13 protein-coding genes are annotated in these 14,695 nt (G+C 64.7%); 8 read left to right on the plus strand and 5 right to left on the minus strand.

Translation table 11 applies throughout. The features are described from left to right. The first annotated feature begins 256 nt into the window (after positions 1-256). Positions 257-1,666 (plus strand): glutamate--ammonia ligase, encoded by a 1,410-nt coding sequence (gene glnA / locus O6P39_RS24950; RefSeq protein ID WP_207886279.1) that lies wholly within the window; start codon positions 257-259, stop codon positions 1,664-1,666. 297 nt (positions 1,667-1,963) lie between these two features. Here glnA and O6P39_RS24955 read toward each other — a convergent pair whose 3' ends face one another. After that, complete coding sequence (locus O6P39_RS24955) at positions 1,964-4,126, minus strand: mechanosensitive ion channel family protein (RefSeq protein WP_275612028.1); 2,163 nt, start codon at positions 4,124-4,126, stop codon at positions 1,964-1,966. A 237-nt stretch (positions 4,127-4,363) separates the two neighbouring features. Between O6P39_RS24955 and O6P39_RS24960 the strand changes: the two genes are divergently transcribed. The 4 genes from O6P39_RS24960 to ntrC all read left to right on the plus strand — a co-directional run bounded on the left by O6P39_RS24960 (position 4,364) and on the right by ntrC (position 8,216). Then, positions 4,364-4,909: a DUF4124 domain-containing protein gene (locus tag O6P39_RS24960; RefSeq protein WP_275609049.1), complete on the plus strand. Its 546-nt coding sequence runs from the start codon at positions 4,364-4,366 to the stop codon at positions 4,907-4,909. Positions 4,910-4,911: 2 nt separating this feature from the next. Then, on the plus strand, positions 4,912-5,499 hold the full coding sequence (locus O6P39_RS24965) for a DUF4124 domain-containing protein (RefSeq protein ID WP_275609050.1): 588 nt from the start codon (positions 4,912-4,914) through the stop codon (positions 5,497-5,499). A gap of 207 nt (positions 5,500-5,706) precedes the next feature. Then, a complete protein-coding gene (gene glnL, locus O6P39_RS24970; protein WP_275609051.1) occupies positions 5,707-6,783 on the plus strand; it encodes a nitrogen regulation protein NR(II) in 1,077 nt (358 codons plus the stop codon). A gap of 2 nt (positions 6,784-6,785) precedes the next feature. After that, positions 6,786-8,216, plus strand: a complete 1,431-nt coding sequence (gene ntrC / locus O6P39_RS24975; protein WP_275609052.1) for a two-component system response regulator NtrC — start codon at positions 6,786-6,788, stop codon at positions 8,214-8,216. Positions 8,217-8,636: 420 nt separating this feature from the next. Here ntrC and trmL read toward each other — a convergent pair whose 3' ends face one another. Then, entirely contained in the window at positions 8,637-9,098 is a 462-nt protein-coding gene (gene trmL, locus O6P39_RS24980) for a tRNA (uridine(34)/cytosine(34)/5-carboxymethylaminomethyluridine(34)-2'-O)-methyltransferase TrmL (RefSeq protein WP_275609053.1), read from the minus strand. Between trmL and O6P39_RS24985 the strand changes: the two genes are divergently transcribed. Next, positions 9,097-9,549, plus strand: a complete 453-nt coding sequence (locus O6P39_RS24985; RefSeq protein ID WP_275609054.1) for a hypothetical protein — start codon at positions 9,097-9,099, stop codon at positions 9,547-9,549. The genes trmL and O6P39_RS24985 overlap by 2 nt on opposite strands. An 803-nt stretch (positions 9,550-10,352) precedes the next feature. Here the strand turns inward: O6P39_RS24985 and secB are convergent. Genes secB through O6P39_RS25000 form a run of 3 tightly spaced genes read right to left on the minus strand, consistent with a single transcriptional unit; the run spans position 10,353 to position 11,554 of the window. Next, entirely contained in the window at positions 10,353-10,838 is a 486-nt protein-coding gene (gene secB / locus O6P39_RS24990; RefSeq protein ID WP_275609055.1) for a protein-export chaperone SecB, read from the minus strand. A 37-nt stretch (positions 10,839-10,875) separates the two neighbouring features. After that, the gene (gene grxC, locus O6P39_RS24995) at positions 10,876-11,130 is read right to left on the minus strand and encodes a glutaredoxin 3 (protein ID WP_275609056.1); all 255 of its coding nucleotides are present in this window, start codon (positions 11,128-11,130) and stop codon (positions 10,876-10,878) included. A 1-nt stretch (position 11,131) separates the two neighbouring features. Then, positions 11,132-11,554, minus strand: coding sequence for a rhodanese-like domain-containing protein (locus O6P39_RS25000; RefSeq protein ID WP_275609057.1), 423 nt, complete (start codon positions 11,552-11,554; stop codon positions 11,132-11,134). A gap of 146 nt (positions 11,555-11,700) precedes the next feature. Between O6P39_RS25000 and gpmI the strand changes: the two genes are divergently transcribed. Both gpmI and O6P39_RS25010 read left to right on the plus strand, forming a co-directional pair. Beyond that, positions 11,701-13,236, plus strand: coding sequence for a 2,3-bisphosphoglycerate-independent phosphoglycerate mutase (gpmI, locus tag O6P39_RS25005; protein ID WP_275609058.1), 1,536 nt, complete (start codon positions 11,701-11,703; stop codon positions 13,234-13,236). A 138-nt stretch (positions 13,237-13,374) separates the two neighbouring features. Next, complete coding sequence (locus O6P39_RS25010) at positions 13,375-14,667, plus strand: murein hydrolase activator EnvC (protein WP_275609059.1); 1,293 nt, start codon at positions 13,375-13,377, stop codon at positions 14,665-14,667. Positions 14,668-14,695 lie beyond the last annotated feature (28 nt).

Below are 14,695 nucleotides of genomic sequence, written 5' to 3' on the forward strand. Positions count from 1 at the left end.
AATTCGGAGACTTTCTTTTGGGTGCACCAAAATGGACGGATGCACCATGACGAGGCACTAAAACAGTGCACAATTACCCCGCAATTCCTGGTTACGTTCGCCAAAGCCCCGGAAATCAGCGCTTCTGCACGATTGCGGGCACTGGCACGCAACTTGCTCTCTTGTGAGGCAGGTTGCCCTGGCGGACTATCCGGCCGGCATCACCCGATACTGGGGCACAGAAAGCTCCCAGCTCTAATCCCTCCTGGAGGACAGCATGTCGTACAAGTCGCAACAACTGATCAAAGATCATGACGTGAAGTGGGTTGACCTGCGCTTCACCGATACCAAAGGCAAGCAGCAGCACGTCACCATGCCCGCCCGCGACGCGCTGGACGATGACTTCTTCGAAGCCGGCAAGATGTTCGACGGCTCCTCCATCGAAGGCTGGAAAGGCATCGAAGCCTCCGACATGATCCTGCTGCCGGACGACAGCACCGCCGTGCTCGATCCGTTCACCGAAGAGCCGACCCTGATCATCGTCTGCGACATCATCGAGCCGAGCACCATGCAAGGCTACGAGCGCGACCCGCGCAACATCGCCAAGCGCGCCGAGGAATACCTGAAGTCCACCGGTATCGGTGACACCGTATTCGTAGGTCCGGAGCCGGAGTTCTTCATCTTCGACGAAGTGAAGTTCAAGTCCGACATCTCCGGCTCGATGTTCAAGATCTTCTCCGAGCAGGCTTCCTGGAACACCGACGCTGACATCGAGTCGGGCAACAAGGGCCACCGTCCGGGCGTGAAAGGCGGCTACTTCCCGGTACCGCCGGTCGACCACGACCACGAAATCCGTACCGCCATGTGTAACGCCATGGAAGAAATGGGCCTGGTCATCGAGGTTCACCACCACGAAGTGGCCACCGCTGGCCAGAACGAGATCGGTGTGAAGTTCAACACCCTCGTTGCCAAGGCTGACGAAGTGCAGACCCTGAAGTACTGCATCCACAACGTTGCCGATGCCTACGGCAAGACCGTGACCTTCATGCCGAAGCCGCTGTACGGCGACAACGGCTCGGGCATGCACGTTCACATGTCCATCTCCAAGGATGGCAAGAACACCTTCGCTGGCGAAGGCTATGCCGGCCTGTCCGACACCGCCCTGTACTTCATCGGCGGCATCATCAAGCACGGTAAAGCCCTGAACGGCTTCACCAACCCGGCCACCAACTCCTACAAGCGTCTGGTTCCGGGCTTCGAAGCCCCGGTCATGCTGGCCTACTCGGCCCGCAACCGTTCCGCCTCGATCCGTATTCCGTACGTTTCCAGCCCGAAAGCCCGCCGCATCGAAGCGCGCTTCCCGGACCCGGCTGCCAACCCCTACCTGTGCTTCGCCGCGCTGCTGATGGCCGGCCTGGACGGCATCCAGAACAAGATTCACCCCGGCGATGCCGCTGACAAGAACCTGTACGACCTGCCGCCGGAAGAGGCGAAGGAAATCCCGCAGGTTTGCGGCAGCCTGAAAGAGGCGCTGGAAGAACTCGACAAGGGCCGTGCGTTCCTGACCAAGGGCGGCGTGTTCACCGACGAGTTCATCGATGCCTACATCGAGCTGAAGTCGGAAGAAGAAATCAAGGTGCGCACCTTCGTGCACCCGCTGGAATACGACCTGTACTACAGCGTCTGATCCACGAATACCTATAAATAGCGTCAGTATTAAGGCCTCCTTCGGGAGGCCTTTTTTATGGGCGGATAAAACAGCGGCTCCAGGGAAACACCCGGGCCGTGCCTGCGAACGAACTCTCCGACCGGGTCCTACCCTACGCCATACAAGCAAGCACCACGGAGCGTAGGGCATATAACGTTCGACGTTATACGCCGTCTGACCTTGGCCCCAGACCACTCCGGGGCTGGCCACGGCTCCGACGACAGGGCGCGGTGAATCGGCGTACAACCGCGAACGGCTGTACGCCCTACGGATACCTCAGATCCCGCCGTCCGCCGGCGCGCCACGCCCGTCGTCATCGTCGCGCTGCGAAGTGCGCATCCGTGAAAGCTGCACGTTCAGGCGCGGCATCGCCAGCTCCAGGCCAGCCTTGTCCAGCTTCTGGCGCAGGCGCAGGTTGAAGGCGCGCTGCACTTCCCACTGTCGGATCGGCGCGGTCTTCAGGCGGAAGCGCAGGATCGCCTGGCCGTTGTCAAAGCTCTCCACACCCTGCATCTCCAGCGCCGACCACATGGCGCGGCTGATGGTGCGGTCGCCGCGCAGGTCGCGGGTCACCTCATGGACCAGTGTCACCGCATCGTCGATCGGCATGCTGGCGGGCACCGGCCAGCGGAACATCGCGTAGCCGAACTCCCGCGAGTAGTTCTTGATGCTCTTGATCTCGCTGAACGGGATGGTATGCACCACGCCGTCCAGGTCGCGCAAGCGCACGGTGCGGATGGTCAGGCCCTCGACGGTGCCGAGGTGGCCGCCGACATCCACGTAATCGTCGATGGACAGCGAGTCCTCGATGATGATGAACAGGCCGGTGATCAGGTCCGCCACCAGCGACTGCGCGCCGAAACCGATGGCCAGGCCAATGACGCCCGCGCCTGCCAGCAGCGGGGTGACGTTCATGCCCATGTTGGCCAGCGCGACGATCAGCGCAATCACCGCAATGGTCACGAAGAGCACGTTGCGGATCAGCGGCAGCATGGTCAGCGCGCGGGTGTTGCTGCGGTTCTTGCCGCCCAGGCCAAGGCTGTGCTGGACCGCCGTGTCGGCAAGAATCCACACCAGCCAGGCCACCAGCAGGGTGGTGCCGAAGCTGATCAGCTTGAGGCTGATCTCCGAGCCGTCGCCTTCGGTGAAGGCGATCAGCGACATGCCCCAGACGCGCAGGCCGATCTCCAGGAACACCAGCAGGTTGGCGATGTGCAGCAAGGTGTAGGCGAAATTCTGCAACTGCTCGACATAGGGCGCGCTGCGGCGGCTGCCATGGCGCGAGGAACGCAGGTGGGCGCGGCGGATCAGGCCGTTGACGGTCATCGCCACCACCGCGATCAGGGCGCACAACAACGCGCGGCGCAGGGCATAGGTACTGTCGCCGGCGGTGACCACGGTGGCGAACAGGGAAATCCCCACCAGCACCAGCACCGGCAGGAACCACAGCGAACCCACCAGCTCGACCAGCTCGTGCAGGCCTCGGCGCTTGAGGCGGCGTTCCAGCGGCTGATTGCGGATCAGGTGGGCGATCGGCCGGCGGAACTGCAGGACGAACAGCGCGGTGAACAACGCCGCGAAGATGTTCGCTAGCGAGCCGACGCACAGCGCCGTGCTCGGACCGAGGCTGTCGGTGACGCGCGGGTCGTGCATCACCTCGCCCAGCGACGCCAGGCTGCCGATCAGCCACAAGGGGCGAAAGGCGCGCCGCCGCAGGATATCCAGCGCACGCATGCGGTGCGGGCCGCTGAGCAGCGACAGGGAAATCACGCACAGCGCGGAGAACAGCGTGCCGCACACCAGCACATAGGCCATCACCATCGCCAGCAGCTTGCCCAGGGAGCTGGGCAGCACCACCGACAGGTAGAGGGTGATCAGGAACGCCACCAGCCAGGGGCCGAGCTTGCGCAGGGCGAACAGCAGCAGGTCGCGGGTCTTGGGATGCTGCGGAAGTTCGTTGGCCAGGCCGAAGCGCTCCTGCATGCGCCGCGCCACCCAGCGCAGCCCCACGGCCACGCAGGCCCAGAGCAAGGTCACCAGGAAGAAGTCGAAGAGCATCCCCGACCATTCCTGCCAGGACGGGATGCGGGTCTCCAGTTCGTCGCGGGCCTGGGCGAACAGCGAACTCCAGCGCAGCACCGGGCTGTTGGCGCCTTCGAACTGCTTCTCCAGGCTGCCCAAGGTGTCGCCGATCAGGCCCAGTACGCCGCCCTGCTCGTCCGCGCTCTTCTTGCTCACATCGCGCAACTGCTTGAGCTTCTTCAGCAGGTCGGCCCGCTGCTGCTCGTTCTCCAGCGTCTTGATGACCTGGTCCAGCGACTGCTGCAACTGCGCATCGCTGACCTTGTCGCCGCTCCCCGTCACATTCGCCAGGGGCCCCGGCAGCGCCGCCAGCGCGGGCCCTGCGAGCAGGCCGAGACTCAGGCAGCACAGCAGCAGGCACTGACGGAAACAGGAACGGAACAGGTCGGTCACGGGCACACCCCAAGGCAAATAAAGGAACGCTCGCCGGCATCATACAGAGGACTCAGCCCGGCAATGGACTACCGAGCCATATGAAAAGGTCCGTCGGCGAGCGGCAGCGCACACTCTGAGCTGCCATGCTGAATCACAATAGGCAACTTGCCAGCCGTCGTCGGCAGTGCAAGGCTTGGCATGACCATCCGGAGATCGCCCATGCGCCTGATCCTCACCGCCCTGCTGCTCGCCGCCGCGTTGCCAGCCAGTGCGCAGATCTACAAGTACACCGATGCCAGCGGCAAGACGGTGTTCACCAACCAGCCGCCGAGCAATGTCGGCGCGCAGCCGGTGCAGTTGCCCCCGACCAACACCGTGGCCCCGCAAGCGCCGGTGAACACCGACAGCGGGAACGGCGCCGCCGAGGCCCAGAGCGCCTACACCATCCTGGCGCTGAGCAACCTGCCCAACGACGAAGCCCTGCGCGTCAACAACGGCACCTTCGTCGTCGAGGTGGTGGTGCAGCCGGCGCTGGCCATGGACCACCAGTTGCAACTACTGCTCGACGGCCAGCCGTATGGCGCTCCGACCCAAGCCACCAGCATCGCCATGCAGAACATCGACCGTGGCGAACACACCCTCGCCGTCGAGGTCGTGCAAGGCAGCCGGGTGATCCAGACCAGCGCGACGGCAAGCTTCACCCTGCAGCGCATCAGCACCAACAGCCCGCAACGGCCCCAGGTGGCTCCCAGGACGGGCGGCTGAACATGCGTCATCGGGTGACTCTCGTGCTGTCGGCCCTGCTGTCGGCGCTGGCCTGCTTCGCCGCCAACGCCGAGGTCTACACCTACATCGACAAGGACGGCAACCGCGTCTTCACCGACCAGCCGCAGCGCGGCAACGCGCAGAAGCTGCAGCTCGCGCCGCCCAACGCCATGCCGAACCAACCCGGCGTGCGCATGCCGCCACCGCTCTACGCACCGGCCACGCCGGCACTGCCGCCGGGCCCGCCCGCTTACCAACTGCTGCGCATCCTCGTGCCGGAACCCGATACCACCATTCGCGCCAACGACGGCGCGTTGATCGTTTCCGCCACCAGCGACCCTGCCCTGCTACCCGGCCACCTGTATCGCCTGCTGCTCGATGGCAAACCGGTTGGCGAGCCCGGCCGCAGCCCGGTATTCCCGCTATACAACGTCGACCGCGGCACGCACCAGCTGTCGGTGGAGATCATCGATACACTGGGTCGCACCATCGAACAGACGCCCAACCAGCCCTTCCACATGTTCCGCGTTTCGGTGGCCGAATCATCCGCCATGGACGCCACCCAACCGCTCAGCGCCGCCAACCACTGACGGCGGCGTGCGCCCCGGCACAAATGCACCATATCGGTGCATTGGCCTGCACCACTTTCTATACTCTCCCCATTTCAGGTCACTCCCGCTGGCCGGATTGACTGTCCACGCCGCGCCAACCAGCGTCAGGCCGCGAAATACGCGGCCTTTCAAGGTCTGGTTTGTTTCTTGCATTTTCCCGCACAGTCTTGGGACATCTCTTACGCCATGCCTACAGAAACCCAGCTCCGCCTGTTGCTCGACAACCTCACCACGGCGGTCATCCTGCTCAATGCCGAGCTGCGCCTGGAGTACATGAACCCGGCGGCGGAGATGCTCCTGGCGGTGAGCGGGCAACGAAGCCATGGCCAGTTCATCAGCGAGCTGTTCACCGAATCGCCCGAGGCGCTGCACTCGCTGCGCCAGGCGGTGGAAGAGGCGCACCCCTTCACCAAGCGCGAAGCGGCGCTGACCTCGCTGACCGGCCAGAGCATCACCGTGGACTACGCGGTGACGCCCATCCTCAATCGCCGCGAGACCCTGTTGCTGCTGGAAGTCCACCCGCGCGACCGGCTGATGCGCATCACCAAGGAAGAGGCGCAACTGTCCAAGCAGGAAACCACCAAGCTGCTGGTGCGCGGCCTGGCCCACGAGATCAAGAACCCGCTGGGCGGCATTCGCGGCGCCGCGCAGTTGCTGTCCCGCGAGCTGCCGGACGAGTCGCTCAAGGACTACACCAACGTCATCATCGAAGAGGCCGACCGCCTGCGGAACCTGGTGGACCGCATGCTCGGCTCGAACAAGCTGCCGCAGCTCTCGGTCACCAACATCCACGAAGTGCTGGAGCGCGTCTGCAGCCTGGTGGAGGCCGAGACCCAGGGCAGCATTCCGCTGGTGCGCGACTACGACCCGAGCATCCCCGACCTGCTGCTCGACCGCGAGCAGATGATCCAGGCGGTGCTCAACATCGTGCGCAACGCCATGCAGGCGATCGCCTCGCAGAACGAACTCAAGCTGGGCCGCATCAGCCTGCGTACCCGCACCCTGCGCCAGTTCACCATCGGCCACACCCGCCATCGCCTGGTGTGCAAGGTGGAAATCATCGACAACGGCCCGGGCATCCCGGCCGAATTGCAGGACACCATCTTCTATCCCATGGTCAGCGGCCGTGCCGACGGCACCGGGCTTGGCCTGGCCATCACCCAGAACATCATCAGCCAGCACCAGGGCTTGATCGAATGCGAGAGCCACCCCGGCCACACCGTGTTCAGTCTGTTCCTGCCCCTGGAACAAGGAGTCCATTGACCATGAGCCGATCTGAGACCGTCTGGATCGTCGACGACGACCGCTCCATCCGCTGGGTACTGGAAAAGGCCCTGCAGCAGGAAGGCATGACCACGGTCAGCTTCGACAGCGCCGACAGCGTGATGAGCCGCCTCGGCCGGCAGCAGCCGGACGTGATCATTTCCGACATCCGCATGCCCGGCGCCAGCGGCCTGGACCTGCTGGCGCAGATCCGCGAGCTGCACCCGCGCCTGCCGGTGATCATCATGACCGCCCATTCGGACCTGGACAGCGCGGTGGCCTCCTACCAGGGCGGTGCCTTCGAGTACCTGCCCAAGCCGTTCGACGTCGACGAGGCCGTCTCGCTGGTCAAGCGCGCCAACCAGCACGCCCAGGAACAGCAAGGCCTGGAAACGCCGGCCAACCAGACGCGCACCCCGGAGATCATCGGCGAGGCGCCAGCGATGCAGGAGGTGTTCCGCGCCATCGGCCGCCTCTCCCATTCCAACATCACCGTGCTGATCAACGGCGAATCGGGTACCGGTAAAGAACTGGTCGCCCACGCCCTGCACCGCCACAGCCCGCGCGCGGCCTCGCCGTTCATTGCGCTGAACATGGCGGCGATTCCGAAGGACCTGATGGAGTCCGAGCTGTTCGGCCACGAGAAGGGCGCCTTCACCGGCGCGGCCAACCAGCGGCGCGGCCGCTTCGAGCAGGCCGACGGCGGCACCCTGTTCCTCGATGAGATCGGCGACATGCCGGCCGACACCCAGACCCGCCTGCTGCGCGTGCTGGCAGACGGCGAGTTCTACCGCGTCGGCGGCCACACCCCGGTGAAGGTCGACGTGCGGATCATCGCCGCCACCCACCAGAACCTGGAAAACCTGGTGCGCGAAGGCAAGTTCCGTGAGGATCTGTTCCACCGTCTGAACGTCATCCGCATCCACATCCCGCGCCTGGCCGACCGCCGCGAGGACATCCCGGCGCTGGCCCGTCACTTCCTCGCCCGCGCCGCGCAGGAGCTGGCGGTGGAGCCCAAGCTGCTCAAGCCGGAAACCGAGGACTACCTGCGGAACCTCGGCTGGCCGGGCAACGTGCGCCAACTGGAGAACACCTGCCGCTGGATCACCGTCATGGCGTCCGGCCGTGAAGTGCACATCGACGACCTGCCGCCCGAGTTGCTGACCCAGCCGCAGGACAACCTGCCCGCCGCCAACTGGGAACAGGCGCTACGGCATTGGGCCGACCAGGCATTGGGACGCGGCCAGTCCAGCCTGCTGGACACCGCCGTGCCGGCCTTCGAGCGGATCATGATCGAGACCGCCCTCAAGCACACCGCCGGCCGTCGCCGCGATGCCGCCGTGCTGCTGGGCTGGGGGCGCAACACCCTGACCCGCAAGATCAAGGAACTGGGCATGAAGATCGACGGCCCGGACGATGAGGGTGACGACTGAGGTGTTGTGATGACGAAGGGGCCGGAAGGCCCCTTTTTCATGCCCAGCCATTACCCGAAACGCGTTCTCCGCCGACGCCCCCTGTAGGAGCGAGCTTGCTCGCGAACGCCCCAACTTCCGTGCCGTCCGGTGATGCTGTTCGCGAGCAAGCTCGCTCCTACGAAGGCGGCTACCGAGCGAAGGCCTGCTCCGTCACCTCCCCGCAGCATCTACCCCCAAAACCTGTGGATAACACTGTGAACGGAACGGGGAAGGAACGTGCTACAGCCCAGAGCACGCGCGGTCTGCGGGTTTGCGCGGTTTCTGTGCAGGAATTTCCGGTTTGCCCACAAGTGCTGTGCGCCCGGCTGTGGATAAGCTTGGGGCAAGCCGCTGTACTCCCCGCCCGGCGCGGCTTTGCGCGGATCGATCGAAAAACGCTCAGCCCATCGCAAAGCCGTGCTGACGCCAGGCCTCGTAGACGGTCACCGCCACGGTGTTGGACAGGTTCAGGCTGCGGCAGCCCGGACGCATCGGCAGGCGCACGCGCTGCTCCGGCGGCAGGGCTTCGCGCACCTCTTCCGGCAGGCCACGGCTTTCCGGACCGAACAGGAAGGCGTCACCGCGCTCGTAGGCCACCTCGTGGAACGGCTGCGAGCCCTTGGTGGTGAAGGCGAACAGGCGCGGATGACCGAGCTGTTCCAGGCACTCCTCCAGGGTCGCGTAGCGGCGCACGCTGGCGTATTCGTGATAATCCAGGCCGGCGCGGCGCAAGCGCTTGTCGTCCAGCTCGAAGCCCAGCGGCTCGATCAGGTGCAGGCTGCAGCCCGCATTGGCGCACAGCCTGATAATGTTGCCGGTGTTTGGGGGGATTTCCGGTTGAAAAAGGATCACGTGGAACATGCAGCGCTCCGAGCCTGAGAACGGCGGGCATTCTACTCCCGCGCAGGCGCAAATGCGGCCCAGGCCGTTGCTGAAGGTCTGGGTTTCGCTGTGCGTGCTGGGGCTGCTGGTGGGCCTGATGATCGGCCGCCTGGTGCATCCGCCGGTGGACGGGCCACCGCAGATCCTCGCCATAGAGCCGGCGGCAGACGGCCTGCTCGTTCGGCTGAATGCCCAGCCAGCGGTGCGCGCCGGCCAACTGGAGGGCGCCCTGGCCCTGCAGATCGATGCCCACGGCACTGCGCAGCAAGGCCAGCTGCGGCTCGGCGACGCGCCGGTGCGCTGGAAGCTGGAGCTGCAAGGACAAGGTGTGCTGCTGACGTTGCTGTCGACCCGACGACTGCAAGGCGCCTGGGACGGCGCCGAGGTGGAGGGCCAATGGCACCTGAACGTCAGGGTGCGGCCCGAATAAAAGCGGGGTTTTCCCGGCCTGCCTGGTCCGGGGCCCCGAAGCGGAGGGCAAGCCATCCACAAGGATGGCCGCCGGTATAAAAGGGGGGCTTACCCGGCCTGCCTGTACCAGGACCCCCAAACCGGTTGCGGCGGCCGCTGCTTCGAGCGGCGCACCCGCGAGGTGTAAAAGAGGGGTTCCCCAGCCTGCCTGTACCGAGGCCCCTGAAATCGCTGTTGTCAGGGGTATTGCAGAGGGCGTGCCAAGATCGCTCGCCGGACCTTTCGAGCGGACTCCCGCGCCTTCCTGAAATGGCTGAAAGCCGTGAAACCAGGGGCTTCCAGGATATCCGCATTTTTCCGAAACACACTGTGCCGGCGCCTGCGCCTGGCATTTCAGGGCGGTACCGCCGCGCCCGCCCCTGCGCCCTGCCAGTGCGCACGCACCAAACTTGAACGCTCTACCCCGCGGTTCATTACCCACAGCAACCTTGAGCAACCTACGGAACAGCCTGTGGATAAGCACCTCAGAGCGCGATCTGGCGTGGCCTGCAAACCATTGCTCAAATTTCGACCAGAACGTAGGGCGTACAACCGTTCGCGGTTGTACGCCGATACACCGCAAGCGCTCGCTGCTCCATGGCCACCCCGGAGTCCCCTGAAGCCCATGCCCAGGCCAATACAGAAGTGTCGGAAACCAAGGTCAATCGGCGGATAACGTCGAACGTTATTCGCCCTACGCTCGGGATCAAATCTCGATCACCAGGAAAATCCCAGGCAAAGAAAAAGGCGCCCGAAGGCGCCTTTGTCATGCAGCGGCCAGGATCACTGAACCGCCGGGATCTCGCCGGAAGCCTGCATGCGGGCGATTTCCTGCGCGTACAGCGCATCGAAGTTCACCGGGGACAGCATCAGCGCCGGGAACGAGCCACGGACAACCAGGCTGTCCAGGGTTTCGCGGGCGTACGGGAAGAGGATGTTCGGGCAGAAGGCGCCGAGGGTGTGGCTCATGCTGGAAGCGTCCAGACCCTTGATCAGGAAGATACCGGCCTGCTGCACTTCAACGATGAAGGCGGTTTCTTCGTTGTTCTTCACGGTCACCGAAACGGTCAGCACCACTTCGTAGAAGTCGCCGTCGAGCTGCTTCTGGCGAGTGTTGAGGTCCATGGAAATGCTCGGCTGCCACTCCTGGCGGAAGATTTCCGGCGCCTTGGGCGCTTCGAAGGAGAGGTCGCGGATGTAGATGCGCTGCAGCGAGAACTGCGGATTGTTATCGTCTTGCTGGCCTGCGCCGTTGGCTTGTTCAGTCATTTCGGGACCTTCTTGTGCTTCGTTTCAGGATTGGGGATCACGCCGTGAGCAGCGTATCCAGCTTGCCCGCGCGTTCCAGCGCGTAGAGATCGTCGCAGCCGCCGACATGGACTTCGTCGATCCAGATCTGCGGCACCGAGGTGCGGCCGGCCTTGCTGGCCATCTCGGCGCGTACGCCCGGCTTGCCGTCCACCGAGATCTCCTCGTAGGCGACACCCTTGCGGTCCAGCAGGGCCTTGGCGCGGATGCAATAAGGGCACCATGCGCTGGTGTAGATCAAGATCGACGGCATCTCACTTCACCAGGGGCAGGTTGTCGCCACGCCAGCTGCCGATGCCGCCGGACAGTTTGGCGGCAGTGAAGCCCGCCTTCTGCAGCACGCTGCACCAGGTGCCGGCGTGCTGGCCCATGCCGTCGACCACGATGATGGTCTTGGCCTTGTGCTTGTCCAGCTCGGCAAGGCGTGCGTTCAGTTTGTCCGCCGGAATGTTCAGCGCATCGACGATGTGGCCGGCGGAGAACTCCTTGGTCGGGCGGATATCGAGGACCACGGCCTGCTCGGCGTTCACCAGAGCAGTCAGCTCGCGGGTCGACAGGGCGCGGCCGCCCTTGCGCATTTCATGCAGGGCCAGCAGTACCAGCAGCACGACCAGGGCACCGACCAGCAGGTAGTGATGGGTGGCGAATTCGATCAGACGAGGGAGGAACGAGGACATGGCGCAGGACATCCAGACGTAAAAATGCCGGCCAGTATACACGCGCGTATCTGACGGCTGCACCCTGCGGATCATGGCGTCTGTCGGCACCAATCGGTAAAATGTGGGTCCTTTTCTGACCCCTATTCTCGGAAAGAGCCGTACCTATGACTGCAACGCCCAAACCGCTGGTCCTGATCATTCTGGACGGCTTCGGCCATAGCGATAGCCCGGAATACAACGCCATCTACGCCGCCAAAAAGCCCAACTGGGACCGTCTGCTGGCCAGCCAGCCCAACGGCCTGATCTCCGGCTCGGGCATGGACGTCGGCCTGCCCGACGGCCAGATGGGCAACTCCGAGGTTGGCCACATGAACCTGGGCGCCGGCCGCGTCGTGTACCAGGACTTCACCCGCGTGACCAAGGCCATCCGCGACGGCGAGTTCTTCCAGAACCCGGTGTTGACCGACGCTGTCGACAAGGCCGCCGGCGCTGGCAAGGCAGTGCATATCCTCGGCCTGCTGTCCGACGGCGGCGTGCACAGCCACCAGGATCACCTGGTCGCCATGGCCGAGCTGGCCGCCCAGCGCGGCGCCGAGAAAATCTACCTGCACGCCTTCCTCGACGGCCGCGACACGCCGCCCAAGAGCGCCGAGCCGTCGCTCAAGCTGCTCGACGACGCCTTCGCCCGCCTCGGCAAGGGCCGCACCGCCAGCATCATCGGCCGCTACTTCGCCATGGACCGCGACAACCGCTGGGACCGCGTCGAAGCCGCCTACAACCTGATCACCGAAGGCGCCGCCGAATTCACCGCGGAAAACGCCGTGGGCGCGCTGAATGCCGCCTATGAGCGCGGCGAGAGCGACGAGTTCGTCAAGGCCACCCGCATCGGCGCACAGGTGCGCGTGGAAGACGGCGACGCCGTGGTCTTCATGAACTTCCGCGCCGACCGCGCCCGCGAGCTGTCGCGCGCCTTCGTCGAGCCGGGCTTCAAGGAATTCCCGCGCCAGCGCGAGCTGAAGCTGGCCAGCTACGTGATGCTGACCCAGTACGCGGCGAGCATCCCGGCGCCCAGCGCGTTCAAGCCCGAATCCCTGGACAACGTCCTGGGCGAGTACCTGGCCAAGAACGGCAAGACCCAGCTGCGCATCGCCGAGACCGAAAAGTACGCCCACGTAACCTTCTTCTTCTCCGGCGGCCGCGAAGAGCCGTTCGAAGGCGAAGAACGCATCCTCATCCCCTCGCCCAAGGTCGCCACCTATGACCTGCAGCCGGAAATGAGCGCGCCGGAAGTCACCGACAAGATCGTCGACGCCATCGAGAACCAGCGCTACGACGTGATCATCGTCAACTACGCCAACGGCGACATGGTCGGCCACACCGGCGTGTTCGAAGCCGCAGTGAAGGCCGTCGAGTGCCTGGATACCTGCGTCGGTCGGATCGTCGAGGCGCTGGACAAGGTCGGCGGCGAAGCCCTGATCACCGCCGACCACGGCAACGTCGAGCAGATGGAAGACGCCATGACCGGCCAGGCGCACACCGCGCACACCTGCGAGCCGGTGCCGTTCGTCTACGTCGGCAAGCGCAAGCTGAGCATCCGCGAAGGTGGCGTGCTGGCCGACGTGGCGCCGACCCTGCTGACCCTGATGGGTCTGGAGCAGCCCAAAGAGATGACCGGCAAGTCGATCGTCACCCTGCTTTGAGGGTGAGGATTTGACGGGAACGTGAGCCATCTCCCGTCGGTCAGAGCAAACGCCCCACGCCATGCGGCCTGGGGCGTTTTTTTTAGCGCCCGCCACGGGCATACTAGCCCGACCCAGAATTCAGGTTCCCGCCGCCCAATGCCTCGCGCCCTCCTCCCGCTGCTGCTGATCTGCCTCCTGAGCCCGCTTGCGGCCGGTGCCGACGAACGTGCCGACACCCAGCGCCAGCTGGAGCAGACGCAGAAAGACATCGCTGAGCTGAAAAAGAACCTGAAGAACATCCAGGAAGAAAAGTCCGGGGTGCAGAAGCAGCTCAAGTCCACGGAAACCCAGATGGGCGACCTGGAAAAGCAGATCCAGCAGATCCAGGACGAGATGAAGAAGAACGAGGAAGAGCTGCAGCGCCTCGATTCGGAGAAAAAAAAACTCCAGGGCGCGCGCCTTGAGCAACAGCGCCTGATCGCCATCCAGGCCCGCGCCGCCTACCAGAGCGGTCGCGAGGAATACCTGAAGCTGCTGCTGAACCAGGAACATCCCGAGAAGTTCAGCCGCACCCTCACCTACTACGAGTACATCAACAAGGCCCGCCTGGATCAGCTCAGCGCGTTCAACGAGACCCTGAGCCAGCTCAACGCCGTCGAGCAGGACATCACCGCGCAGAAGAACCAGCAGCTCGAGCAGCAGAGCGCGCTGGAATCACGCCGCCAGGAACTGGCCGAGGCCCGCAAGGCGCGCCAGGAGGCCCTGGCCAAGCTCGACAGCGACCTCAAGGACAGCAATAGCAAACTCAAGAACCGCGAGCAGAGCCAGGAAGACCTGAACAAGGTCCTCAAGACCATCGAGGAAACCCTGGCCCGCCAGGCCCGCGAAGCCGAGGAAGCGCGCCAGCGCGCCCTGGCCGCCGAGCGCGAACGCGCCAAACGTGAACGCGAACTGGCCGAACGCGGTGAAAAGCCCGAACCCCCGAGCAAACCCCGCGCCGACTACAGCGGCCCGCTGGTCTCCAGTGGCGCAGGCTTTGGCGGTTCCTTCGACGCCGCGCGCGGCAAACTGCCCTGGCCGGTCAACGGCCGCGTGCTGGCGCGCTTCGGCAGCCCGCGCGGCGACGATCCCCGCGCCACCTGGGACGGCGTGCTGATCGGCGCCTCCGCCGGCAGCACGGTACGCGCCGTACACGGCGGCCGCGTGGTGTTCGCCGACTGGCTGCGCGGCGCCGGCCTGCTGGTCATTCTCGACCACGGTGGTGGCTACCTCAGCCTTTATGGGCATAATCAAAGTCTTCTGAAGGACGCCGGCGACACCGTCAAAGCAGGCGACCCCATCGCGACCGTAGGTGCCAGCGGTGGGCAGAGCACCCCGGCGGTATATTTTGCCATTCGCCATCAGGGCCGCCCGGCGGACCCATCTACCTGGTGTCGCACGCAGGGATAAGCGGCGAACACGCCTTAGGAGCCCCAAA

Source organism: Pseudomonas sp. PSE14, assembly GCF_029203285.1.
Classification (GTDB): domain Bacteria; phylum Pseudomonadota; class Gammaproteobacteria; order Pseudomonadales; family Pseudomonadaceae; genus Pseudomonas.

Coding starts and splice junctions, on each gene's coding strand:
- glnA (WP_207886279.1), top strand. CDS start 257: ATGTCGTACAAGTCGCAACAACTGATCAAAGATCATGACGTGAAGTGG.
- O6P39_RS24960 (WP_275609049.1), top strand. CDS start 4,364: ATGCGCCTGATCCTCACCGCCCTGCTGCTCGCCGCCGCGTTGCCAGCC.
- O6P39_RS24965 (WP_275609050.1), top strand. CDS start 4,912: ATGCGTCATCGGGTGACTCTCGTGCTGTCGGCCCTGCTGTCGGCGCTG.
- glnL (WP_275609051.1), top strand. CDS start 5,707: ATGCCTACAGAAACCCAGCTCCGCCTGTTGCTCGACAACCTCACCACG.
- ntrC (WP_275609052.1), top strand. CDS start 6,786: ATGAGCCGATCTGAGACCGTCTGGATCGTCGACGACGACCGCTCCATC.
- O6P39_RS24985 (WP_275609054.1), top strand. CDS start 9,097: ATGCAGCGCTCCGAGCCTGAGAACGGCGGGCATTCTACTCCCGCGCAG.
- trmL (WP_275609053.1), bottom strand. CDS start 9,098: ATGTTCCACGTGATCCTTTTTCAACCGGAAATCCCCCCAAACACCGGC.
- secB (WP_275609055.1), bottom strand. CDS start 10,838: ATGACTGAACAAGCCAACGGCGCAGGCCAGCAAGACGATAACAATCCG.
- grxC (WP_275609056.1), bottom strand. CDS start 11,130: ATGCCGTCGATCTTGATCTACACCAGCGCATGGTGCCCTTATTGCATC.
- O6P39_RS25000 (WP_275609057.1), bottom strand. CDS start 11,554: ATGTCCTCGTTCCTCCCTCGTCTGATCGAATTCGCCACCCATCACTAC.
- gpmI (WP_275609058.1), top strand. CDS start 11,701: ATGACTGCAACGCCCAAACCGCTGGTCCTGATCATTCTGGACGGCTTC.
- O6P39_RS25010 (WP_275609059.1), top strand. CDS start 13,375: ATGCCTCGCGCCCTCCTCCCGCTGCTGCTGATCTGCCTCCTGAGCCCG.